At 56.5% G+C, this 20009-nt stretch carries 15 protein-coding genes; 8 read left to right on the top strand and 7 right to left on the bottom strand.

Annotation, left to right across the window (positions count from 1 at the left end; all coding sequences use genetic code 11):
* Nucleotides 1-3: 3 nt before the first annotated feature.
* On the bottom strand, nucleotides 4-765 hold the full coding sequence (gene puuD / locus DBY66_RS07330; protein WP_108569609.1) for a gamma-glutamyl-gamma-aminobutyrate hydrolase: 762 nt from the start codon (nucleotides 763-765) through the stop codon (nucleotides 4-6).
* Nucleotides 766-974: 209 nt separating this feature from the next.
* Between puuD and DBY66_RS07325 the strand changes: the two genes are divergently transcribed.
* The 3 genes from DBY66_RS07325 to DBY66_RS07315 all read left to right on the top strand — a co-directional run bounded on the left by DBY66_RS07325 (nucleotide 975) and on the right by DBY66_RS07315 (nucleotide 7863).
* Nucleotides 975-2390, top strand: a complete 1416-nt coding sequence (locus DBY66_RS07325) for a glutamine synthetase family protein (RefSeq protein ID WP_039385294.1) — start codon at nucleotides 975-977, stop codon at nucleotides 2388-2390.
* Nucleotides 2391-2760: 370 nt separating this feature from the next.
* Nucleotides 2761-4119, top strand: coding sequence for an APC family permease (locus DBY66_RS07320; RefSeq protein WP_104085170.1), 1359 nt, complete (start codon nucleotides 2761-2763; stop codon nucleotides 4117-4119).
* Between the two features lie 1203 nt (nucleotides 4120-5322).
* Nucleotides 5323-7863, top strand: coding sequence for an autotransporter outer membrane beta-barrel domain-containing protein (locus DBY66_RS07315; protein WP_158531830.1), 2541 nt, complete (start codon nucleotides 5323-5325; stop codon nucleotides 7861-7863).
* Nucleotides 7864-7926: 63 nt separating this feature from the next.
* On the opposite strand, the gene sbcB is transcribed toward DBY66_RS07315, so the two are convergent.
* Complete coding sequence (sbcB, locus tag DBY66_RS07310) at nucleotides 7927-9348, bottom strand: exodeoxyribonuclease I (RefSeq protein WP_108569552.1); 1422 nt, start codon at nucleotides 9346-9348, stop codon at nucleotides 7927-7929.
* 198 nt (nucleotides 9349-9546) lie between these two features.
* Here sbcB and dacD point away from each other — a divergent pair, with 198 nt between their 5' ends.
* The 3 genes from dacD to DBY66_RS07295 all read left to right on the top strand — a co-directional run bounded on the left by dacD (nucleotide 9547) and on the right by DBY66_RS07295 (nucleotide 12438).
* Nucleotides 9547-10713, top strand: a complete 1167-nt coding sequence (gene dacD / locus DBY66_RS07305; protein WP_175540440.1) for a serine-type D-Ala-D-Ala carboxypeptidase DacD — start codon at nucleotides 9547-9549, stop codon at nucleotides 10711-10713.
* Between the two features lie 174 nt (nucleotides 10714-10887).
* Nucleotides 10888-11946 carry an FUSC family protein gene (locus DBY66_RS07300; RefSeq protein ID WP_039385281.1) on the top strand — a complete coding sequence of 353 codons (1059 nt, stop codon included), beginning with the start codon at nucleotides 10888-10890 and terminating at the stop codon, nucleotides 11944-11946.
* 171 nt (nucleotides 11947-12117) lie between these two features.
* Nucleotides 12118-12438, top strand: coding sequence for a DUF496 family protein (locus tag DBY66_RS07295; protein WP_039385998.1), 321 nt, complete (start codon nucleotides 12118-12120; stop codon nucleotides 12436-12438).
* Between the two features lie 36 nt (nucleotides 12439-12474).
* Here DBY66_RS07295 and DBY66_RS07290 read toward each other — a convergent pair whose 3' ends face one another.
* Nucleotides 12475-13542 carry a LacI family DNA-binding transcriptional regulator gene (locus tag DBY66_RS07290; protein ID WP_039385279.1) on the bottom strand — a complete coding sequence of 356 codons (1068 nt, stop codon included), beginning with the start codon at nucleotides 13540-13542 and terminating at the stop codon, nucleotides 12475-12477.
* Nucleotides 13543-13610: 68 nt separating this feature from the next.
* On the bottom strand, nucleotides 13611-14396 hold the full coding sequence (locus tag DBY66_RS07285) for a PhnD/SsuA/transferrin family substrate-binding protein (RefSeq protein ID WP_039385276.1): 786 nt from the start codon (nucleotides 14394-14396) through the stop codon (nucleotides 13611-13613).
* A 216-nt stretch (nucleotides 14397-14612) separates the two neighbouring features.
* Between DBY66_RS07285 and DBY66_RS07280 the strand changes: the two genes are divergently transcribed.
* A complete protein-coding gene (locus tag DBY66_RS07280) occupies nucleotides 14613-15635 on the top strand; it encodes an LLM class flavin-dependent oxidoreductase (protein WP_039385272.1) in 1023 nt (340 codons plus the stop codon).
* Nucleotides 15636-15876: 241 nt separating this feature from the next.
* Here DBY66_RS07280 and DBY66_RS07275 read toward each other — a convergent pair whose 3' ends face one another.
* From DBY66_RS07275 to DBY66_RS07265, 3 genes are read right to left on the bottom strand one after another with little or no spacing between them, the layout of a single operon-like run.
* Nucleotides 15877-16704, bottom strand: a complete 828-nt coding sequence (locus DBY66_RS07275) for a glycosyltransferase family 8 protein (protein WP_108569553.1) — start codon at nucleotides 16702-16704, stop codon at nucleotides 15877-15879.
* Nucleotides 16705-16724: 20 nt separating this feature from the next.
* Entirely contained in the window at nucleotides 16725-18107 is a 1383-nt protein-coding gene (locus tag DBY66_RS07270) for a D-arabinono-1,4-lactone oxidase (RefSeq protein WP_094112142.1), read from the bottom strand.
* 60 nt (nucleotides 18108-18167) lie between these two features.
* Nucleotides 18168-18827, bottom strand: coding sequence for a TetR family transcriptional regulator (locus DBY66_RS07265; RefSeq protein WP_104085360.1), 660 nt, complete (start codon nucleotides 18825-18827; stop codon nucleotides 18168-18170).
* Between the two features lie 182 nt (nucleotides 18828-19009).
* Here DBY66_RS07265 and DBY66_RS07260 point away from each other — a divergent pair, with 182 nt between their 5' ends.
* Complete coding sequence (locus DBY66_RS07260) at nucleotides 19010-19885, top strand: hypothetical protein (RefSeq protein WP_108569554.1); 876 nt, start codon at nucleotides 19010-19012, stop codon at nucleotides 19883-19885.
* Nucleotides 19886-20009: the final 124 nt, after the last annotated feature.

Below are 20009 nucleotides of genomic sequence, written 5' to 3'. Positions count from 1 at the left end.
TCCTCAGGGTCGTGCCTGGTGATAATCGCTGGCGGCCTGAATAAAAGCAGCAAACAGCTGGCGTGAAACCGGGTTCTGCTCAGACTGCCACTCCGGATGCCACTGTACCGCCAGCGCAAAAGGGTGATGACGCAGGCTCACCGCCTCAATCACGCCATCTGCGGCGCGTGCTTCTATGCGCAGCTGCGGACCCGGCGTGCGTACGCCCTGCGCATGCAGTGAGTTAACGGCGAAGGGGGCCTGGCAGTCAGGCAGCTGACTCAGCAGCCCGCCCGGTTCCGGCGTGACCAGATGCGCCGCAGCGTACTGTTGCGACAGCGGCCGGGCGGGGTCTTCACGGTGATCCTGAAACCCGTCAACCTGATGCAGCTGACGATAGAGCGCGCCGCCATTGGCGACCACCAGCTCCTGCAGGCCACGACAGATACCCAGCAGCGGCATCTGCCGGCTGGTGGCCCAGGTAATGGCCGCAAAGGCCAGGCGATCGCGCCCCGGATCGCTGTGCGCTTCACTGCCCGCTTCGCCATAGTGCCAGGGTTCAATATTGCTGGGGCTGCCGGGCAGCAGCAGGCCGTCCAGCAGCGCCATGCTTTGCGCCAGCAGCTTTGGTGCCTGCAGCAGCTGATGCGGCAGCGGCAGCGGTACGCCACCGGCCGCGACCACCGCATCCGGATATTTATTGTGCAGCGTCTGAGCGGGGTGGGGACCGGCCATGTTCTGGCACATCACTATTCCGATCAGCGGTTTTACAGCATCTGTTATCATCGGGTTACCACGCTGAGAGTGCTGACGCTCTGCCGGCAAATTCAGGCAGGCGTTTAAGCGAGCCTGTTATTCTCAATCTAATCTGCCCGCGCCGAACTGCAAACCAGATTGTTACATTTGCACACTATTTGTGTTGGCGCTATGTTAGAGCTGTAGTTCGGAATTAAAGCATCGCGCAAACCTCATTAACGGTAACTGGCGGGTGGTATATGACGAATATCGTGGAAGTAGAAGATTTCACGCGGCACAGTGAAGAGAAGCGAACAAGCGCGTTCCAGCTGGAGGTGAAAACCTGGCTGGAACGCCATCCCGAAACGCAGTATGTCGATATCCTGTTAAATGATTTAAATGGTGTTTTTCGCGGTAAGCGCATTCCGGTTGCCGCGCTGCCAAAGCTGGAAAAAGGGTGTTACTTTCCCGCCTCTGTTTTTGCCATGGATATTCTCGGCAACACCGTTGAGGAAGCCGGTCTCGGACAGGCACTTGGCGAACCCGACAACCTCTGTATTCCTGTTCCTGGCACGCTTATCCCTTCTGCTTCCGATCCGCAACGCATTGCCCAGCTGCTGCTGACGATGTGCAACCAAGATGGCACTCCCTTTGACGTTGAACCCCGAAACGTGCTGAACCGGCTGTGGCAGCAGCTGCGCAATCGCGGGCTGTTTCCGGTGGTAGCGGTAGAGCTGGAGTTCTATCTGGTTGATAAGCAACGTGACGCCGGCGGCTTTATTCAGCCACCGTGCTCGCCGGGCAGCGCAGAGCGCAACATGCACTGTCAGGTTTACTCCGTGGATAATCTCGACCATTTTGCTGACGTGCTGCGCGATATCGACGCGCTGGCGCAGCGGCAGGGGATCCCGGCCGATGGGGCACTGGCAGAAGCCTCGCCGGGGCAGTTTGAGATCAATCTGCATCACACGCAGGATATTCTCAAAGCGTGTGATGACGCGGTTCTGCTGAAGCGGCTGGTGCGACAGGTAGCGGAAAATCACGGTATGACCGCCACGTTTATGGCGAAGCCCTATGAAGAGTATGCCGGCAGCGGTATGCACGTACATATCAGCATGCTCGACGCGGCGGATCATAACGCTTTCTCTCTCGATGATGGCAGCAACTCGCCGCTGCTGAAGCGCGCGCTGGCGGGCATGATTGACCTGATGCCGGCGTCAATGGCGCTGCTGGCGCCCAACGTCAATGCTTACCGGCGCTTCTCGCCAGAGTCGTTTGTGCCGCTGCAGGCGTCGTGGGGACATAACAATCGCACCGTGGCGCTGCGCATTCCGTGCGGCGACAAAGAGAACCATCGCGTGGAGTATCGTGTAGCGGGTGCGGATGCAAATCCCTATCTGGTCGTGTCAACAATTCTTGCCGGTATTTTGCACGGTCTGGATAATCAGCTACCTTTACCTCATGCGGTGACCGGAAACGGACATGCGGCGGAAGGGCTGGCACTGCCGATTCGCCAGAGCGACGCACTCTATGAGTTTGAGAGCAGCTACCCGCTGCAGAAGCTGCTGGGAGAGCGTTTCAGCCGCGTGTGGCATAGCTGCAAGCAGTGTGAGCTGCGCGAGTTTGAGCGATTGATTACCGCTACAGAGATTGACTGGATGCTAAAGAACGCCTGACGTACAGAAGAATTGCGTTAACGTCTTGTGTCGATGGTATAAGTTGGGGCAAAATATGCCCCCTGCAAAAGACAGAACATAGCCGACGCATTGAGCGTCGGTTATTTTTTTGCATAATGTTTTTAATACATACATAACCGAGGCCGGACACGTATCCGGATAGATAGACACCGAAACACGCTTCTGCGTGAGATTTGAGGAACAAAGATGGGACTGTTTACAATTGCACCAGCACTGGCTGGTTCTCGCTTTCGTGATGATTACGGCGCGGCGACAATCGCAAACACTAATATCACTTCTCACTGCAGCACGTTGCGCAGTATCCCTGTGGTACAACTGACATCAGTTGCTGCTGTAGGGGGTCTGAACAATGTCGCTTAATACCTCTGCCGCACCTCAGCGTGCACATCTGAAAAAAACTCTGACCCTGCTTCCGGTCGTCATGATGGGCCTGGCGTATATGCAGCCAATGACCCTGTTTGATACCTTCGGCATTGTGTCAGGTTTAACCGACGGCCACGTCGCCACCGCCTATGCTTTCGCCCTGATTGCGATTCTGTTTACGGCTGTGAGTTACGGTAAGCTGGTACGCCGCTTCCCATCTGCGGGCTCCGCTTATACCTACGCTCAGAAAGCCATCAGTCCGCACGTCGGCTTTATGGTGGGCTGGTCATCGCTGCTGGACTATCTGTTCATGCCGATGATCAACATCCTGCTGGCAAAAAGCTACTTTGAGTCGCTGGTGCCGGGCATTCCGTCGTGGATTTTCGTTGTGCTGCTGGTGGCCTTTATGACCATCTCCAACCTGCGTGGTATCAAAACCGTGGCCAACTTTAACAGCGTCATCGTGGTGCTGCAGGTTGTAGTCATGGCCGTGATCACCGGTATGGTGGTTTACGGTGTGGCGCACGGTATTGGCTCCGGTACGCTGGTGAGCACGAAGCCGTTCTGGTCTGAGCATGCTCAGGTGGTGCCGATGATCACCGGTGCGACGATTCTCTGCTTCTCGTTCCTCGGCTTTGACGGCATCAGCTCGCTGTCGGAAGAGACCAAAGATGCTGAACGCACCATTCCGCGCGCCATTTTCCTGACGGCGCTGATTGGTGGTGTGATCTTTATCGCGGTCTCCTACTTCCTGCAGCTCTACTTCCCGGATATCTCGCGTTTCCAGAATCCGGACTCGTCACAGCCTGAAATCATGCTGTTTGTGGCCGGTAAAGCGCTGCAGATCGGGATCCTGATCTTCTCCGTGGTGACCGTGCTGGCGTCAGGCATGGCAGCACACGCAGGCGTTTCACGTCTGATGTACGTGATGGGCCGCGATGGCGTCTTCCCGCAGCGTATCTTTGGCTTCGTGCATCCAAAATATCGCACGCCGTCACTGAACGTACTGCTGGTCGGCGCGGTGGCACTGCTGGCTATCAACTTTGATCTGGTGACCGCTACGGCGCTGATCAACTTTGGTGCGCTGGTCGCGTTTACCTTTGTTAACCTCTCTGTGATCGCGCAGTTCTGGATCCGTGAGAAGCGTAACAAGACGCTGAAAGACCATCTCAACTATCTGGTGCTGCCTGTGATGGGCGCGCTGACGGTGGGTGCACTCTGGATCAATCTCGAAGAGACTTCCATGGTGCTGGGTCTGGTATGGGGCGCAATTGGTATCATCTACCTGGCGTTCGTAACCCGTACTTTCCGTAATCCGGTCCCGCAGTTCAGCGAAGAAGTGTGATGTTCGTGACCGGGTGCGCAGCGATGCGCACCCGGTCTGCTCTCTGCAGTACCTGCCTCCTGATATCCGTTACCTGCGCCTGCCGTTTCCTCTCTGTGCTTCCAACTCTTTGTTCATCATTACTCGTCCCTCAGCAGCAGCATAATGACGCCACTATCCCGGCGGGCCGGGCGATGGTGAAACCTAACGCTCACTGCTACATCGTCGATAACACGCCACACAGCTTTATTAAGCCACTGAGCCGCGTAATGAAGTCTGCTAACACCTTTTCGCGAATAAATCACAGTTTTTTATTTTATTCACAACTTAATAAGATAAAAAAATATCAATAAGAATATCTGCCCGCGTGCTTCTGCTAATTCATAAGCTGACTTATGTAAAGTTGCTTTATTTTTTGACTAAATTGATTGTGCTTTATTTAGCAGGATTGAATAATTATCAATATTACTCTCTGTGTCCTTTTAAAAGGAATATTAAATGGCGCTTCTCAGGCTCGTTACAGCGACAGGCTGTCAATTCATCCTCGGGGCTGCTCTCTGCAGCGTGCCTGTCTCCCGGGCTCAGGTTTCTAACTCAGGCGATTCATCTCTCACCTGTCAGCCATCGGGAGGCTGTTCAGGCAATATTGGTATTTTAGCCACGGGAACGGCAACCCTCTCTGATGGATCGTTTTCCAGCCTTTCAGACATTATCAGAGTAGGCCGGTTTGGCACGTTTTTGCTGACTGGCGCGACTACTCATCTCACTTCTTTTGACATGAGCCTCGGTGACAGCAGCGCGCCGGGCGCAGGTTCAGTGCTGGTGAGCAATGGCGGCCGTCTCTATCTACAGCGAAGTGAGATCTATGGCACCGTGACGGCCAGAGGCAGCGGTTCACACTTTAACTTGTATAATTTCGATAATAATTATTCATTAGATAAGGGATCGGTGCTCAATATACTGGATGGTGCAACAGGCAATGTTGCGCAAATAAACGGTTTAATCAGTGACGGCAGCACAATTAACGTTTCTGGTAAAGGTTCATACCTGAGGATGCATTCAAGCATACTCGTGGATGACCAGCGGTTAACAAACAGTACTATTAATATAGACAATGGCGGTCTGCTCGATATACGGGCGGGGACCAGTAGTAATGCCCCTCCAAAAAATATAATAGCGAACGGGAGTTTAATAAGCGTCAACGGCGCGAACTCAACTCTGCAGGTGGCTGACCTGATTGCCACTGGAACCAACCTGCAGGTTCTGAACGGTGGATTAGCCGATCTGACGGGCAATATGGTTCAGACCGGGGGGCGCCTGCTGCTTGCCGGAGGCGGCACTCTGACGGCAAATACCTTCAGCTTAACCGGAGGCTCAGGCTCAGCCCCGGCAACCCTCCAGATTGGTGATGCCACAAATGGAATAAATGGGCCAGGCGTGATCAATACCCGTTTAACCCGTTCAATTGCCCTGGCTTCAACGTCATCATCGCGTGCAGGCGTGGTATTTGATCACACCGGTTCAGATTATGTTTTTACCCATGCTCTCACAGGCAACGGGGATGTCGCCGTGTTATCCGGCACCACTACTTTGGCTAATCAGAACAGCTATTCAGGCACCACCTCTGTAACCGGCGGAGTGCTGCGCGCGGGAGCGGCCAACGCCTTAAGCAGAAACTCCCGCTATCGCCTGTCAGGCACAGGTACGCTGGACCTGAATGGCCTAAGCCAGGATCTGGGGCAGGTAACCAACGACGGCACCGTCATCGTAAGCGGTTCAGCATCACCAACCGTTGTGAATATGAATGCAGGATATACAGGCAGCGGACGGCTGTCAGTGGCTGGCGAGAATACAACGCTTAATATTACCGGACCGTTTACAAATGTGGGCGCTGTTGAGGCGGCATCCGGCGCAAAAATCACTGCAGCTGCGCTGACTAATAATGGCCGGGTCATGCTCAGAGATACCGGGACCACGCTCACGCTCGCAGACGGGCTGACCAGCAATGCTGACTTCAGCGTCACTGGCGGCGCAGCAGTTACCACCCGGCGCGTGACGAACGGCGGCACTATGCTGCTGAGTGGCGCAGGCAGCAGCATGCGTCTCTCCGGCCAGTATGACAACGCCGGCATCCTGCAGCTTGAAGAGGGTGCTGGCTTTACGTCAGGCACTTTCGTTAACGACGGCACCGTGCTGATTACCGGCAGCGGTACGCAGCTTCACACTGACACCCTGACAAACAACAGCACCGGTCTTATTGACCTTAACGGCTTTAGCCGGACGCTGGGCGACATCATCAACGCCGGTACCATCAACCTTGCCGGGAGCAGCGCCGGTGCGGTGCTGACCGTAAACGGCAACTACACCGGCTATAACGGCCTGCTGCTGTTTGGTACTGAACTGGGCGACGACAGCGCCACTTCAGATCGGCTGGTCGTGACCGGTGATGTAACCGGCACTACCCGGGTCCGGGTGAATAATCTGGGCGGTAGCGGCGCAGAGACGCTGAACGGTATTACGTTGATTGAGGTAGAGGGCAGCGCGGACAGCAGCGCCTTTACGCAAGAGGGCCGCATCGTGGCGGGCGCCTACGACTACCGTCTGGTGCGCGGGAACCGGGACTGGTATCTCACCAACCGTACGGATCTTGAAACCGGGCTTCCCATTATTCCGGATGAAGAAGAGGGCAACGGCAGCGGTGGCGATAATGGTGGCGGTGATGGTGATGGCGGCAGCGGTGATAACAGCGGTGGTGATAACGGCAGTGGCAGCGGGGGCAGCAGCGGTAGCGACGGCAGCGGCAAAGGCGTCATGGTGCTGCGTCCGGAGGGGGGCGCCTATGCGGCAAACCTGGCCACGGCTTCGACGCTGTTCGACACACGCATGAACGACCGCCAGGGCACCTGGTACCTTGATCCGGTCACGGGGGAAGAGAAGCATACTTCGCTGTGGCTGCGCACATCGGGCGATCATAACCGCCTGAACGCGGGCGGCGGACAGCTTTCAACCCGCGCTAACAGCAGCGTGACGATGCTGGGCGGTGATGTGGCGGCGACGGAAACGGCGCGTTTTGGTCTGATGGCGGGCTACGGCAACAGCAAAAGCAACACCGCATCAACCATCACCGGCTACCGGGCCCGGGGGCAGGTTAACGGGTACACTACCGGCCTTTACGGGACCTGGTTCGCGCAGGGCACGGACGAAAAGGGCCTGTGGGCAGACAGCACGCTGCAGTACAGCCGGTTTAACAACAGCGTAAATGGCGAAGATGAGGCGGGCGAATCATACCGGTCAGCAGGGCTGAGCGCCTCACTCTCCACCGGCTACGTGATCCCGCTAGGCGAAGAAGCGCGCACGGCATTCTTTCTGCAGCCGCAGGCGCGGGTGAGCTGGTCAGGAATTAAGGCGGATGATCATACCGAGCGCAACGGTACGCTGGTGCAGGGTTCAGGCCAGGATAACATAAGCAGCAGTCTGGGAATGAAGGCGTTCATGAAAGGTCACTCGCAGCTGGACGATAACACCGGACGCCAGTTCGGGCTGTTCGCGGAGGTGAACTGGATCCACAACACGCGCGAGTATGCGGTGCAGATGGATGGGGTCAGCGTTTCGCAGAGCGGCAGCCGCAACATCGCGGAGGCGCGCGTGGGAATAGACGGGGCGCTGGGCGGCGGCTTTGGCGTAAAAGGCACCATCGGACAGCAGGTGGGCGACAAAGGCTGGTCAGATACGGCGGCAGCGATAAGCATCAGTTACCGGTTCTGAGCCTGTGCGGCCTGATACGGGCCTGCGGCGGCAGGCAACACCCTGCCGCCGCAGCGCCTCTCCTCAGGAGACCAGCGCCTGAGCGTAGTGATAGAGCGCTTTCAGCTGCGCCATCTTATCCGCATCCTCTTCGTGCAGGCTGGCGAGCGACTCCAGCTCCAGAAGAAACGCCTGTACCCGCTCTGGATTTAACGCTTCGCGGCGATGCTGCAGCCAGCGCTGCTGCTCGCGATCGTCGAGGGTGCCGGGGAAATTACGCGCCCGGTAGCGGAACAGCAGCGGATTGACGCGCGCGTCGTTAAACGTAAGATCCAGCGCGGGCAGGTTCTGCGGCGCCGTCTGACGCAGAATATTCATGCCGGCGCGATCGGCATCGCTGAAGAAGCCGTCATAGAGCTGCGCATCAACATCCTCCGACGGCGTAAACGGCTCCGCTTCAGCAAACAGCGTCACCACTTTTTCGCGTACGTCGACGTGCTGGCGCAGCAGGGCGAGGTTCGCCAGACAGTGCTGGCGATCGATCCCGAGCCGCTCCGCATCCTCCGGGCGCAGCGTACTGGCCGGGGCCAGCACCGGGCACTTATTGATGTGCACCAGCTTGATCGGCACCGGAGCCGCATCGCCCAGTTCGCTCTGCCGCGTATAGAGGCGCTCGCGCAGCGCGTCCGGCTCCAGTTCCAGCAGCGGCGTCATATCACCCGCCAGGTCCGCCACAATCAGCGCATTTTTATTATCAGGATGCCACGCCAGCGGCACGATCCAGCTGGTATTGCCCCGCGCGGCGCCAAACATACCGGAGACGTGAACCAGCGGCTTCATCTGCGGAATATCAATCAGGGTCATCAGCTTCTGCTTATTACGATGCGCAAACAGAAATGCATACAGCTTTGGCTGCTTCTCTTTGACCAGTTTTGCCATCGCCAGCGTCGCCCATACATCCGACATCGCATCGTGCGCCTGTTCGTGCGCCACGCCGTTGGCTTGCGTGAGATGCTCCAGCTTAAAGCTGGGAAAGCCCTCATCATTTTCCGGCCAGACAATCCCTTCCGGGCGCAGCGCATAGCAGGCGCGCATCACATCCAGCAGATCCCAGCGCGAATTGCCGTTCTGCCAGCTCCAGCCGTAGGGATCAAAAAAGTTGCGGTAGAAGATGTTGCGCGTGACTTCGTCGTCAAAGCGCACGTTGTTATAGCCGATCACGCAGGTATTGGGCTGGGTAAACAGCGCGTGGATACGTGCAGCAAACTCCGCTTCCGTAACGCCGCGCGCGCGCGCAACCTGCGGCGTAATGCCAGTGATCATCACCGCTTCCGGCTGCGGCAGATAGTCATCTGCAGGCTGACAGTAGAACACCTGCGGTTCACCCATCGGGTTAAAGTCGGCATCGGTGCGCAGGCCGGCAAACTGGGCCGGACGATCCAGCGACGGGCTCTTCCCGAAGGTTTCATAATCATGGAACAGAAAGGTGAACTCAGAGGCGGGCACGGCGTTATCCTGGATTGAAAAATCAACCCACAGAATAGTCGGGCGTTTCAGTCAGTACAACCCTCATCCGCTGTACTGCGGGCGGACCTGAGTTTTTTCTGTACGGGACATACTTTTTTTCAATTTATTCAGATATCAAAGCGCTATTTGCCGTACAACGTGCGGCGGTAAATTCATTTTTAAACTGAGGACGATGTGTTGAAAAGGCGTGTGTGGGTAACTCTTTCTGGATTAGTGTTTGTGGCATCAATAGCGCAGGCGGATGACAGCCTGGCGTTTCCCGTGACGGCGCCGGGTATTGATGCCGCATCATGGGTATTAATGGACGCTACCACCGGGCAGATCCTCACTGCCGGCAATCCGGATGCGGAGCGTAATCCCGCCAGCCTGACTAAACTGATGACCGGCTATGTGGTTGATCGCGCCGTCGATCAGGGGAAAATTACCCGGGATGATGTTGTCACCGTAGGCAAAGATGCCTGGGCGGCCGGAAATCCGGTGTTTAAAGGCTCTTCGCTGATGTTCCTCAAGCCAGGCGATAAAGTCACGGTACGCGATCTGATGCGCGGGGTCATTATCGACTCCGGCAACGACGCCTGCGTGGCGCTGGCAGACTATGTCGCCGGCAGCCAGGAAAGTTTTGTCACCATGATGAACCACTATGTACAGAAGCTCGGTCTGACGCATACCCATTTTGAAACCGTGCACGGCCTCGATGCGCCGGGCCAGCACACCACAGCGCGCGATCTGGCGGTGCTGTCGCGCGCCATTATTAATGGCGAGCAGGACTTTTACGCCATGTACAGCGAAAAGACCCTGAGCTACAACGGCATTACGCAGAACAACCGTAACGGCCTGCTGTGGGATCAGCATCTGCATGTCGACGGCATGAAAACCGGGCATACCGAGAGCGCCGGGTTCAATATCGTTGCCTCCAGTGTTGAAGGGCGTCACCGGCTGATTGCGGTGATCATGGGCGGCAAAAGTTCCAAAGGACGCGAAGAGCAGGCGCGCAAGCTGCTGACGTGGGGGCAGAGCAACTTCGATACCGTGCAGCTGTTCCATGCCGGTAAGAAGATCGGCAACGAAAACGTCTGGTACGGCAATCCGCATAAAGTCGAGGTAGGCACCACGCAGGATATCTATCTGTCTCTGCCGCGCAGCGAAGTGGCTAACGTGATGGCGAAATATGTTATCGATCGCAAAGATCTTACCGCGCCGCTGAAAGCGGGCGAGCAGATTGGTGAGATTCAGGTACTGGATAAAGACAAACAGCTGGCGAGCTATCCGCTCTATGCGCTGCAGACGGTTGAAGAGGCGGGCATTCTTACCCGTATCAGCGACTACGTGAAGCGTAAACTCTGACAGGTTTAACCGTGGCGTTATCGCTGCGTTTCTTTATTGAAAGCAGAATGTAACGCCACGGTTACCTGATACGTACGGATAGAAAAAAAGCGGGAAAAAGCGGCGGCAGGGGCTGAAGCCAGCTGCCATGCCAGGGTAACATAGCGCGCAAATTTTTCCCGTTTCCGGATCACCATGTTACGCGCTGACAAGCCTGTCTCGTCGATTGAATTCTGGTTCTACCGCCACTACCGCGCCGTACACGGCGTGCGTATCGCAATCGCCTTTGTGCTCTGCTTTCTGTTTGTCAGGCTGACAAATATTCCCGAAGGTACCTGGCCACTGATTACGCTGGTGGTGGTAATGGGACCTATCTCAACCTGGGGAAACGTGCTGCCGCGCGTGATTCAGCGCATCAGCGGAACCTTTGCCGGGCTGATTTCCGGACTGATTGCGCTGAAGCTGGAGCTGATCTCGCTGCCGCTGATGCTGGTCTGGTGCTTTGCGGTAATGATTGTCTGTGGCTATCTGACGCTGGGCAAACATCCCTACATGGCGCTGCTGATTGGCATCACGCTCGGCGTGGTAGTAGGGGCGCCAGCCGGTGATTTCACCGTGGCGCTGTGGCGCGGCGGCGATGTGATTTTAGGCTCGCTGATGGCGCTGCTGTTCAGTGCCATCTGGGCGCAGCGCGCCTATATCCACTGGCGTATACAGCTTTCAGATGCGTTTGTCAGCATGGCAAAGATCCATCACGCCGGCTTTTCCCCTAATCTGGTCGAGAAGCCGCGTCTCAATACGCGCTTTCAGAAGCTGCTCAGCAGCGTGATCAGAATGCGCGCGCTGCTTGAGCCCGCCAGTAAAGAGACGCGTATTCCAAAATCGGTGTTTGAAGCGATCCAGACCATCAACCGTAACATGGTCAATACCATGCAGATGCAGATTGAAGCCTGGTGGGCCTCACGCGAGAGTCATCTGCTGCTGCTCAGTGCACCTGCGCTGCGGCGTACCCAGCAGATGACTGAAGAGACGCTGAACGCGCTGGCGCTGCTGCTGCAAAAAGGCGAGACGGAACAGGTTATCGCAAACAGCCACGCCCTGGAGGAGATAGTGCAGGAGCTGGAGGCGCTGATCGCCAGCGGCAGCGCGCAGCTTGAAACCACGGCGATTTACGGCTACGTCTGGCTGAGCCTGGAGCAGGCGCGGCAGCTGGAGCGCATGACCGATCTGGTCCGGCTGGCGCTGCGTAAATAGTTTTCTCCGGCAACCACTTAGTGCGAATCGCCCTTTCTTTGCGCTAAGATAAGAGCCAGTCTGAAATTTGCTGTGAGAATTGCTAACCCGGCTCAACAGCCGCTAAGCTACAACTCTTGACGTTATATGACTATTCCGCCTGCTGCTGCAGGCCTTAAGAAAGGTGCCAACATGGAAAATGCCAAGCAATCATTTCAGGACGTGCTGGAGTTTGTGCGTATGTTTCGTCGTAAAAACAAACTGCAGCGCGAAATTCACGATAACGAAAAGAAAATCCGTGATAACCAGAAACGTGTGTTGCTGCTGGATAACCTGAGTGAATATATCAAACCCGGCATGAGCGTGGAGGCGATCCAGGAGATTATCGCCTCTATGCGCGTGGACTATGAAGATCGCGTGGATGAGTACATCATTAAAAACGCCGATCTGTCGAAAGAGCGTCGCGACCTGTCGAAAAAACTGAAAAGCATGGGTGAGCCGAAAGGACACTAAGTGCGGCAGTAAGGTTTCACTGTGACGAGGTCGCCATTATGGCGACCTTTTTAATGCCTGCGCCAGGACCTGCAGCTGGCGGGCAATTTCGCTGTTATCCAGGCCATCCTGCTGCGGAGCGGCCGTGGTTTCGCGCAGAATCAGCCCGGTCTCGAGCAACGGCGCAGGCAGCGTCTCTCCGGCCAGCTGCGCCAGGATCCGGTCCACGCTGATACGCCCAAGCTGCTGCAGATCCTGCCGGATGGTGGTCAGCGGTGGCTGATACCAGGCGCTCTCTGCGGTGTCATCGTAACCAATCAGCGAGATATCCGCCGGGATCGCCACGCCGTGCTGGTGTAGCGCGCGCATCGCACCCAGCGCCATCTGATCGTTAGCCACCAACAGCGCCTGCGGCAGCCGATCCGGCAGCAGGGTGAGCAGTGCCTGATAGCCGGACGCCGCGCTCCAGTCACCCTCCAGAACACAATAAGGCTGCAGCTGATGCTGTGCCAGCGCCCGCTGCCAGTCCGCAAAACGTGCGCGGGCAGAGGCTGAGCGCGCCGGACCGTTCAGCACGCCAATTTCACGATGCCCCAGCGCCACCAGATGATCCACAGCCTGCCGCGCCCCGCAGCTACTCTGATACTGACACTGCGGCACCGGCGCGCAGGTTTCGACATCAAGAAACAGGGCGGGTTTACTGCCGCACTGCTGCTGAATCTGCGCCGCCTGTGCGGCATCCAGCGGCAGGTTAATCAGCAGGGCATCAACGCGCTGCGCCAGCAGCTCATTGACCGTATCGGATGCGGCGCTCTGCGCGTTAGCCATGGCGATCACCAGGTGATATCCCGCCGCCGCGGCCCGCTGCTGAATCGCAGAGGCGATCTGCGCCGGCGCCATCAGCGCCAGATCGCTGGTGGCCAGTCCCAGCGTGCGCGTTGCCTTTCCCGCCAGCTGCTGCGCCACCCGGTTGGGTACGTAGCTGAGTTCTGCCATCGCCGCCTCTACCCGGGCGCGCGTGCGTGCCGAGACCTGCGACGAATGGTTCAGTACCCGGGAAACCGTTTGATAAGAGACGCCGGCCAGGCGGGCGACATCATCCAGCGTTACAGAGCGCGCGGTCATTACATTCTCCTGAATTGACTGCGGCGAGTGTAACAAATTTTCCCGTTAGTCACCTGTTCCCGCGTTGTTCAGAGCCGGGTAACGCCCATGGCTGCCGCCTGCTGCTCCCACGCGAGCACCTCATCATAGTAGCTGCGGCGGGGCACGGAGAAACCGGCCAGCAGGTTAGCCTGCATCAGCGGTTTAAAATCCTCAACGTTGGCCAGTTCAAATAAGGCGCTGCGCAGTTTTTCCAGCAGCAGGCTATCGGTGCGGGAAGAGGTAATAAGCGGCAGGGCCGGGCAGAGCGGCGTCTCGCCAATAATTGTCACATCGGCCAGCGCCTGCGGCTGATACTTCTGCAGCAGCGCCCAGGTAATGCAGTCAATGGCGGCGATATCCGCTTCATTGCGGCGCAGCGCCGCCAGCGACTGCTGATGGCTGCCGCTGAAGTGCGTTTCGGCAAAAAATTTACCGTTCTCTGCAAGCGGTGCGATCGCATAGCGCAGGGCGTTGTAACCGGAGTGTGAGTCAGCGCTGTTGCATACGGCACGGCGTCCGCGAAAATCTTCCAGCATGCGGGCGTTCTCCGCCTGGCGCACCACCAGCCAGCTGCGATAACGCAGATCCTGGCAGCCCGCTGCGCACGACTGCATCGTACCAACCAGCTGTACCTCCGGCAGCTGACTGACCAGCGCATAGCCGCAGGTCTGGCTCAGCAGCAGATTGTCGTCGCGCCAGTGGGTAAGCAGATCGTCCGGGGCGACCACCTCTGCTGTCACATCGCGTTTTGCCAGCAGTTTCAGCAGCGCGCTGGTTGTCGCCGCCGTCGTCGCGCTGTCGATGTCATACATAGGTAAAGAGATAAGGTGCATAGGGCATCCCTGAGTGCATCAGCCTGTTCGGCAAATCAGTGTTTAAGGATAGCTGAGATTGATAAGCGAGAGGGTGGCTGCGGTTGTACAAAAAAGTTGAAGATGCGCACGAAAACTATTGGCTATCACTGCCTGCCGCGCTGGCGTACCCTTTGTTTATCGATTTATGCACACGTAACGCCAGGCGGTCCTGTCGCCGGCGGGGAGCACTGAAACATGAAAAAAATTGGCTTTCTCTCATTTGGTCACTGGACGCCGTCACCCCATTCTGCCACCCGTTCGGCGCAGGATGTGCTGCTGCAGTCTATCGACCTTGCGGTGGCGGCAGAAGAGCTGGGGGCCGACGGCGCCTACTTCCGCGTCCACCATTTTGCCCGTCAGCTGAGTTCGCCGTTTCCGCTGCTGGCGGCGGTGGGGGCGAAAACCCGCCGCATTGAAATCGGGACTGGCGTTATCGATATGCGTTATGAAAATCCGCTCTATATGGCAGAAGATGCGGGCGCAGCCGATCTGATCTCTAACGGCCGTCTGCAGCTCGGACTGAGCCGCGGTTCACCGGAGCAGGTGATTGAGGGTTATCGCTACTTTGGCTTTGATCCCCGCGCCGGCGAGAGCGATGCAGATATGGGACGCCGGCATACCGAGGCGCTGCTGGACGTGCTGCGCGGTGAGGGGTTTGCAAAGCCAAATCCGCAGCCGATGTTCCCGAACCCGCCAGGGCTGCTGCGCCTGGAGCCGTTCTCTGAAGGGCTGCGCGAGCGTATCTGGTGGGGCTCCGGCTCAAACGCCACTGCCGTCTGGGCCGCAGAGCAGGGGATGAACCTGCAGAGTTCTACCCTGAAAGATGATGAAACCGGCGAACCCTTCCATGTGCAGCAGGCGCAGCAGATCCGTGCCTACCGTGCAGCCTGGGCTGCCGCAGGCCATCAGCGCACGCCGCGCGTGTCGGTGAGCCGCAGTATTTTTGCGCTGATGAATGATACCGATCGCGCCTATTTTGGCCGCGGTGGTCAGGATCAGGATTCAGTCGGTTTTCTGGATGAGAAGACGCGCGCCATCTTCGGCCGCAGCTATGCAGCCGAGCCGGATCGCCTGATAAAGATGCTGGCAGAAGATGAAGGCATCGCAGAGGCAGATACGCTGCTGCTGACAATTCCAAATCAGCTCGGCGTTGATTACTGCGCGCACGTTATCGACAGCATCCTCACCCACGTCGCCCCGGCGCTCGGCTGGCGTTAACCGGCCGTTTGAAACCAGGGCCGCATAAATGCGGCCCCTACGTTGCATTATCATTCATGGCGCCCTGGCCGCGTAAAATCAGGGCCGCAATAATGCGGCCCTTACCGCCATTACAGGGGCGCCATTCATGGCGCCCTGACCGCGTATAAAACCAGGGCCGCATAAATGCGGCCCCTACGGTACACCATCATTGTAGGGGCGCCATTCATGGCGCCCTGGCCGCCGATGAAAACCGGCGCCGCTATGCGGTACCGCGCTCCCACCACAGCTTGTCCAGCGCATAATAGCGGTCGCGCTCTTCTTCTGGCTGATTGAGATCGCGCTTCCACGGCTTGGCGAGGATATAGTGCAGGTTTTTAACCTTATCCTGCTGCCACATAGCGCTGTGCTGAAATGGCAGCGTCTTCAGCGCGTTATAGATATAAGAGAGCGGCAGCCAGCGTCCGGCAAACACCTCATTCAGCAGATCCTGCTCGGAGAAGGGATAGCGCTTAAGATCGTCAATCTCCTGCACTTTCTGCTGCAGCCAGCTGAACACAGCGTTATCCGGTTTCAGCACCAGGAAACCGCCATTGAGATAAGCATCAAGCGTGGCGGGCGCCGTTTCACCCCGGTCATGCCAGGTATAGTGACAGTTTTCCGGCTGCCAGCTGGCCGGATAGCTCGCAATCTGGTTTGGATTACAGCGGCAGGCGTGGCAGGCGGCCAGCGCATACTTACCCATATCCAGCGTAAACAGCTCATCCATATTCTGCAGGACCAGCATATCGGCATCCAGAAAGACCACGCGCTCATAGTCGGTCAGCTCCCACGCGCGTAGTTTACTCCACACCTCGCCAAACTGTGCCGAGGCGTAGTGCTGCTCCAGCGCGCTGTCAGGCATCAGCGGTGCGACCGGATGGATCACGCAGCCCGCAGTCTGCAGCGCAGCGCGCGTGTCAGCATCGATTGCATCCGTTACCATCACAACCAGCGGCCAGCGGGTTTCACTGCGCTGAAGCGAACGGTGCAGCGCTTTCACGCCAATAACATAATCGGGCTGCGTCAGCAGCGTTACCCAGGCGAACATACTCTCTCCCTGTACAAACATCAGTCAAAAAGCGCGGTGGTATAGTCGTTACTGAAACGACGGGCAGGATCCAGCGTCTCACGCACCGCGCGGAACGCATCCCACTGTGGATAGATATCGCGCCACTGATAGCGCTGCGGATCGTAATATTTCCCCCAGTGCGGACGTCCGCCTTCGGCAGCCAGCAGCTTCTCCACCTCCGTCAGAAAATGCAGGCCCTCCTGCGACAGCGAGCCATCATCCGCGTAGTAGACTACAAAGCCAAAGAAGCAGGAGGGCTGCTGATGTGACGGGCTCAGCCAGCCCTCCGAGGCGCCGGTGCAGCGCAGGATAATCGGATAGTGCATATGCGGCTGATGCTCAGCGTACCAGGCTTTGATTTTGCTGATAACCTGCGGCGTTCTATCGAGCGGCACGGCAATTTCTACGTTGATCTGCGGCACCGCAATACCGCGACAAAAAAGCTGATAAATATCGCCGCTGACATCGGTGAAATCGCGGAACCGGGTGACGGTGCGGAACTGTTTACCGCCTTTACCGTGGATTTGCGTATCGCGGTGCATTTGCGCCAGCGTCTGATCGATCGTATGGTTCAGGCTGCTGTCGGCGTTATCGCCATGCTCAATCACCTGACGTCCGTTGGCGTGCCAGGCCTGCGTATCCTCATCGCTTGCCTGTTCAGCGTTCCAGACGTGCATCAGGTTGTCATCGACAAACCACCAGGCTTTGCTCAGCTCATAGTCGCTATTCCACTTCAGCAGATCCTGCTCCAGTCCATCGGCACTGACGGCAAACTTGTAGCAGGTAAATAAGCGAAACGGCTGGGTGCGCAGCGTAACCGCCGTCACGACGCCAAGCGAACCCAGTGCAACCTGCGCTGCCGGAAACTCGGGCTCACCGCGCGTAAACTCGCGTACGCTGCCATCAGCCAGCACCATACGGATGCGCAGCGCTTCATCGGCCAGTGAACTCTGCTGTAAACCCTGACCGTGGGTGCCGGTCGCCAGCGCGCCGGCCAGCGTCTGAACGGCAATCACGCCCGGCGAAGAGGCGAGCATGCGATCGCGTGCGGTTAAGGTGTCGTAAACTTCCTGCAGCAGCGTACCGGCTGCAAAAGTGATGGAATTGTCATCTTCAGCCACCACGCCGGTAAAGGCGCTCAGGTCGAGCAGCAGGTCATCAGGCTGCACGCAGAGCATCCGGCCTGGCGACAGCCGGCTGCCGACCAGACGCACTTTTCCGCGCGTATCGCGCAGCAGCTGCTGTAGCTCAGCTTCCGTTTGCGGCTGATGCAGCTGCTGACGCTGGCCCACGACAGAGTTCTGCGCCCAGTTCCACAGGGCCGTATCATGTTCAGTATCCTGGGTGTTGCGTAACGGATAGAGAAGGGCATCTTTGTTCACTTCAGTGTTCCTTAGTCTCAGGTCTGTGACGGTCCCGTTGATGAGATCAAGCGTAGACCATCACAGCGAACCCGCAGACGACGGGGCCTGGCGAATGTAACGCAGCGTTGCCGCCACAGCCAGCTGGCGGTTGCGGCGGATGGTTTCCGCTTCGCTGTCGTCAGGCGTGAACAGCGTATGAAAGGTGTAGCGGTTCGACACATGATGCACGCAGATACTGCTGATCAGGCGGTGCACATCCACGCTGTTAAGGTCGCGGTAAAACAGCCCCTGCTGCTGGCCACGCGTCAGTATCGCTTCAAGCAGATCGAGCGCGCTGCGGTTAAGCGTTTTGATCCGCTCAGACTGCATGATATAGCGCCCGCGCAGCAGGTTCTCGCTGCAGACCAGCCGCATAAAGTCCGGGTGCGCCACATGATAATCAAAGCTCGCCTCAACCAGTTTGATCATCGCCTGTTCCGGTTCGAGTGTGGCAAGCTGCAGGCTGGTTTCATGCTCGCGCATGGCGCGATACACCTGCTCCAGCACCTCAATGTAGAGCGCTTCTTTGCTGGTGAAGTGATAAACCACCATGCGTTTCGTGGTCTGCGCCAGCGCTGCAATCTGCTCCATGCGCGCGCCCGGCAGGCCATATTCGGCGAAAACAGAGAGCGCAGCCGCAATGATACGGCGCTTTAATCCTTCCGGATCGTTTTTGCGTTTACCGGGGGTCTCAGACATGGTTCTCACAGCGTTGATTAAAAACCCCATGATAACACAGGCATACTCCAGCCCGGACAGCAGTACGTGTGGCGCGAAGCCAGCGGTGAATTTCAGGCCGTAAGGAGCGAATTTAGAGAGCGCGCAGAGAGGAGATCATTTTTACTATAGGGCTGTTTTTTAGACGCAGTTCAGGAGAAATTATGTCAGTTCCCTCTTTAATCAGTACCAAAGAAGCTTCCCGGCTTAGCGCCTATGCGATGGGCATCGGCAGTGAATTGAATATGAAAGATGTTACCCGGCCAAAAAGTATGCTGGAGCGTGTTGTTGATATTTTTACATTTGGCGGAGTCAGAAGAGAAAAGGAGGAAGTCTATAAGTCAGTGATAGCTCAACTCAGAACCGAACTTCGTGATAGAAAAGTTACGCCAGATTCACTGCAAAATATGGAAAAAATAGAGCTACATCTCAATAAAATGGATATTACGTTAAGGCCTGATAGCCGGTATAACGCAATGCAGATTATCGTATCCAGAGGAAGCGAAAAAGCAGAGGGTTTTGTACCTGACAGCAATTTTACTGCTCTCTGTTCATCGATCATGCTCAGAGAAAAATTAGGGCTCAGCAGGGATAATGATCTTCTTATGCCATCAGGAGAAATTAATCTTACAGATATTCATGAAGCTAATTTGAATGCGAAGGATATTTTTTCGATTCTTAGTAATGTGCCTCCTCAGATAAAATTAATTACAACTGAAGAGAATACAGATAGGTTAAAACGTGAATATGATGAATTATCAGGAATGAATAATAATACTAAACCTTCTGTTAGCAATGAACCAGAACCAAAGATAAATACCTTAGAAAAAAGCATAACAAGCAATGATATAGTTTCTTTTATCGAATTTCGAAAAAATTCTGAGTCTGATCTCGGTCCTGCTACAGGATATTCTTCGAGTATATATTCAGACAGCGACACGTTGAGTCAATATTCCACGCTTGAAGGAGATACCGAAAGCAATACAACTCTTTATCACAATATGCGAAACCACAAAGACCTGTCGGTTAAAGTGAGTTAACTCTTCCATTGCTACCAAAGCCTGACCCTTCTGGCCAGCCTGATACACTACCAGCCAGTACCACATCAAAACGCAACATAGCAAAAAGCCCGCTCAGGTTTCCCTGAGCGGGCTTTTCTAATTC

The sequence above is a fragment of the Pantoea sp. RIT413 genome (assembly GCF_003057675.2).
Lineage (GTDB): Bacteria > Pseudomonadota > Gammaproteobacteria > Enterobacterales > Enterobacteriaceae > Pantoea > Pantoea eucrina.
Note: the sequence above shows the minus strand (reverse complement) of the source record. Positions and strands in the feature narration are given on the sequence as shown.

Excerpts from the sequence above, each read along its gene's own strand:
- puuD (WP_108569609.1), bottom strand. The coding sequence starts at position 765 with ATGATAACAGATGCTGTAAAACCGCTGATCGGAATAGTGATGTGCCAG.
- DBY66_RS07325 (WP_039385294.1), top strand. The coding sequence starts at position 975 with ATGACGAATATCGTGGAAGTAGAAGATTTCACGCGGCACAGTGAAGAG.
- DBY66_RS07320 (WP_104085170.1), top strand. The coding sequence starts at position 2,761 with ATGTCGCTTAATACCTCTGCCGCACCTCAGCGTGCACATCTGAAAAAA.
- DBY66_RS07300 (WP_039385281.1), top strand. The coding sequence starts at position 10,888 with ATGTTACGCGCTGACAAGCCTGTCTCGTCGATTGAATTCTGGTTCTAC.
- DBY66_RS07295 (WP_039385998.1), top strand. The coding sequence starts at position 12,118 with ATGGAAAATGCCAAGCAATCATTTCAGGACGTGCTGGAGTTTGTGCGT.
- DBY66_RS07290 (WP_039385279.1), bottom strand. The coding sequence starts at position 13,542 with ATGACCGCGCGCTCTGTAACGCTGGATGATGTCGCCCGCCTGGCCGGC.
- DBY66_RS07285 (WP_039385276.1), bottom strand. The coding sequence starts at position 14,396 with ATGCACCTTATCTCTTTACCTATGTATGACATCGACAGCGCGACGACG.
- DBY66_RS07280 (WP_039385272.1), top strand. The coding sequence starts at position 14,613 with ATGAAAAAAATTGGCTTTCTCTCATTTGGTCACTGGACGCCGTCACCC.
- DBY66_RS07275 (WP_108569553.1), bottom strand. The coding sequence starts at position 16,704 with ATGTTCGCCTGGGTAACGCTGCTGACGCAGCCCGATTATGTTATTGGC.
- DBY66_RS07265 (WP_104085360.1), bottom strand. The coding sequence starts at position 18,827 with ATGTCTGAGACCCCCGGTAAACGCAAAAACGATCCGGAAGGATTAAAG.
- DBY66_RS07260 (WP_108569554.1), top strand. The coding sequence starts at position 19,010 with ATGTCAGTTCCCTCTTTAATCAGTACCAAAGAAGCTTCCCGGCTTAGC.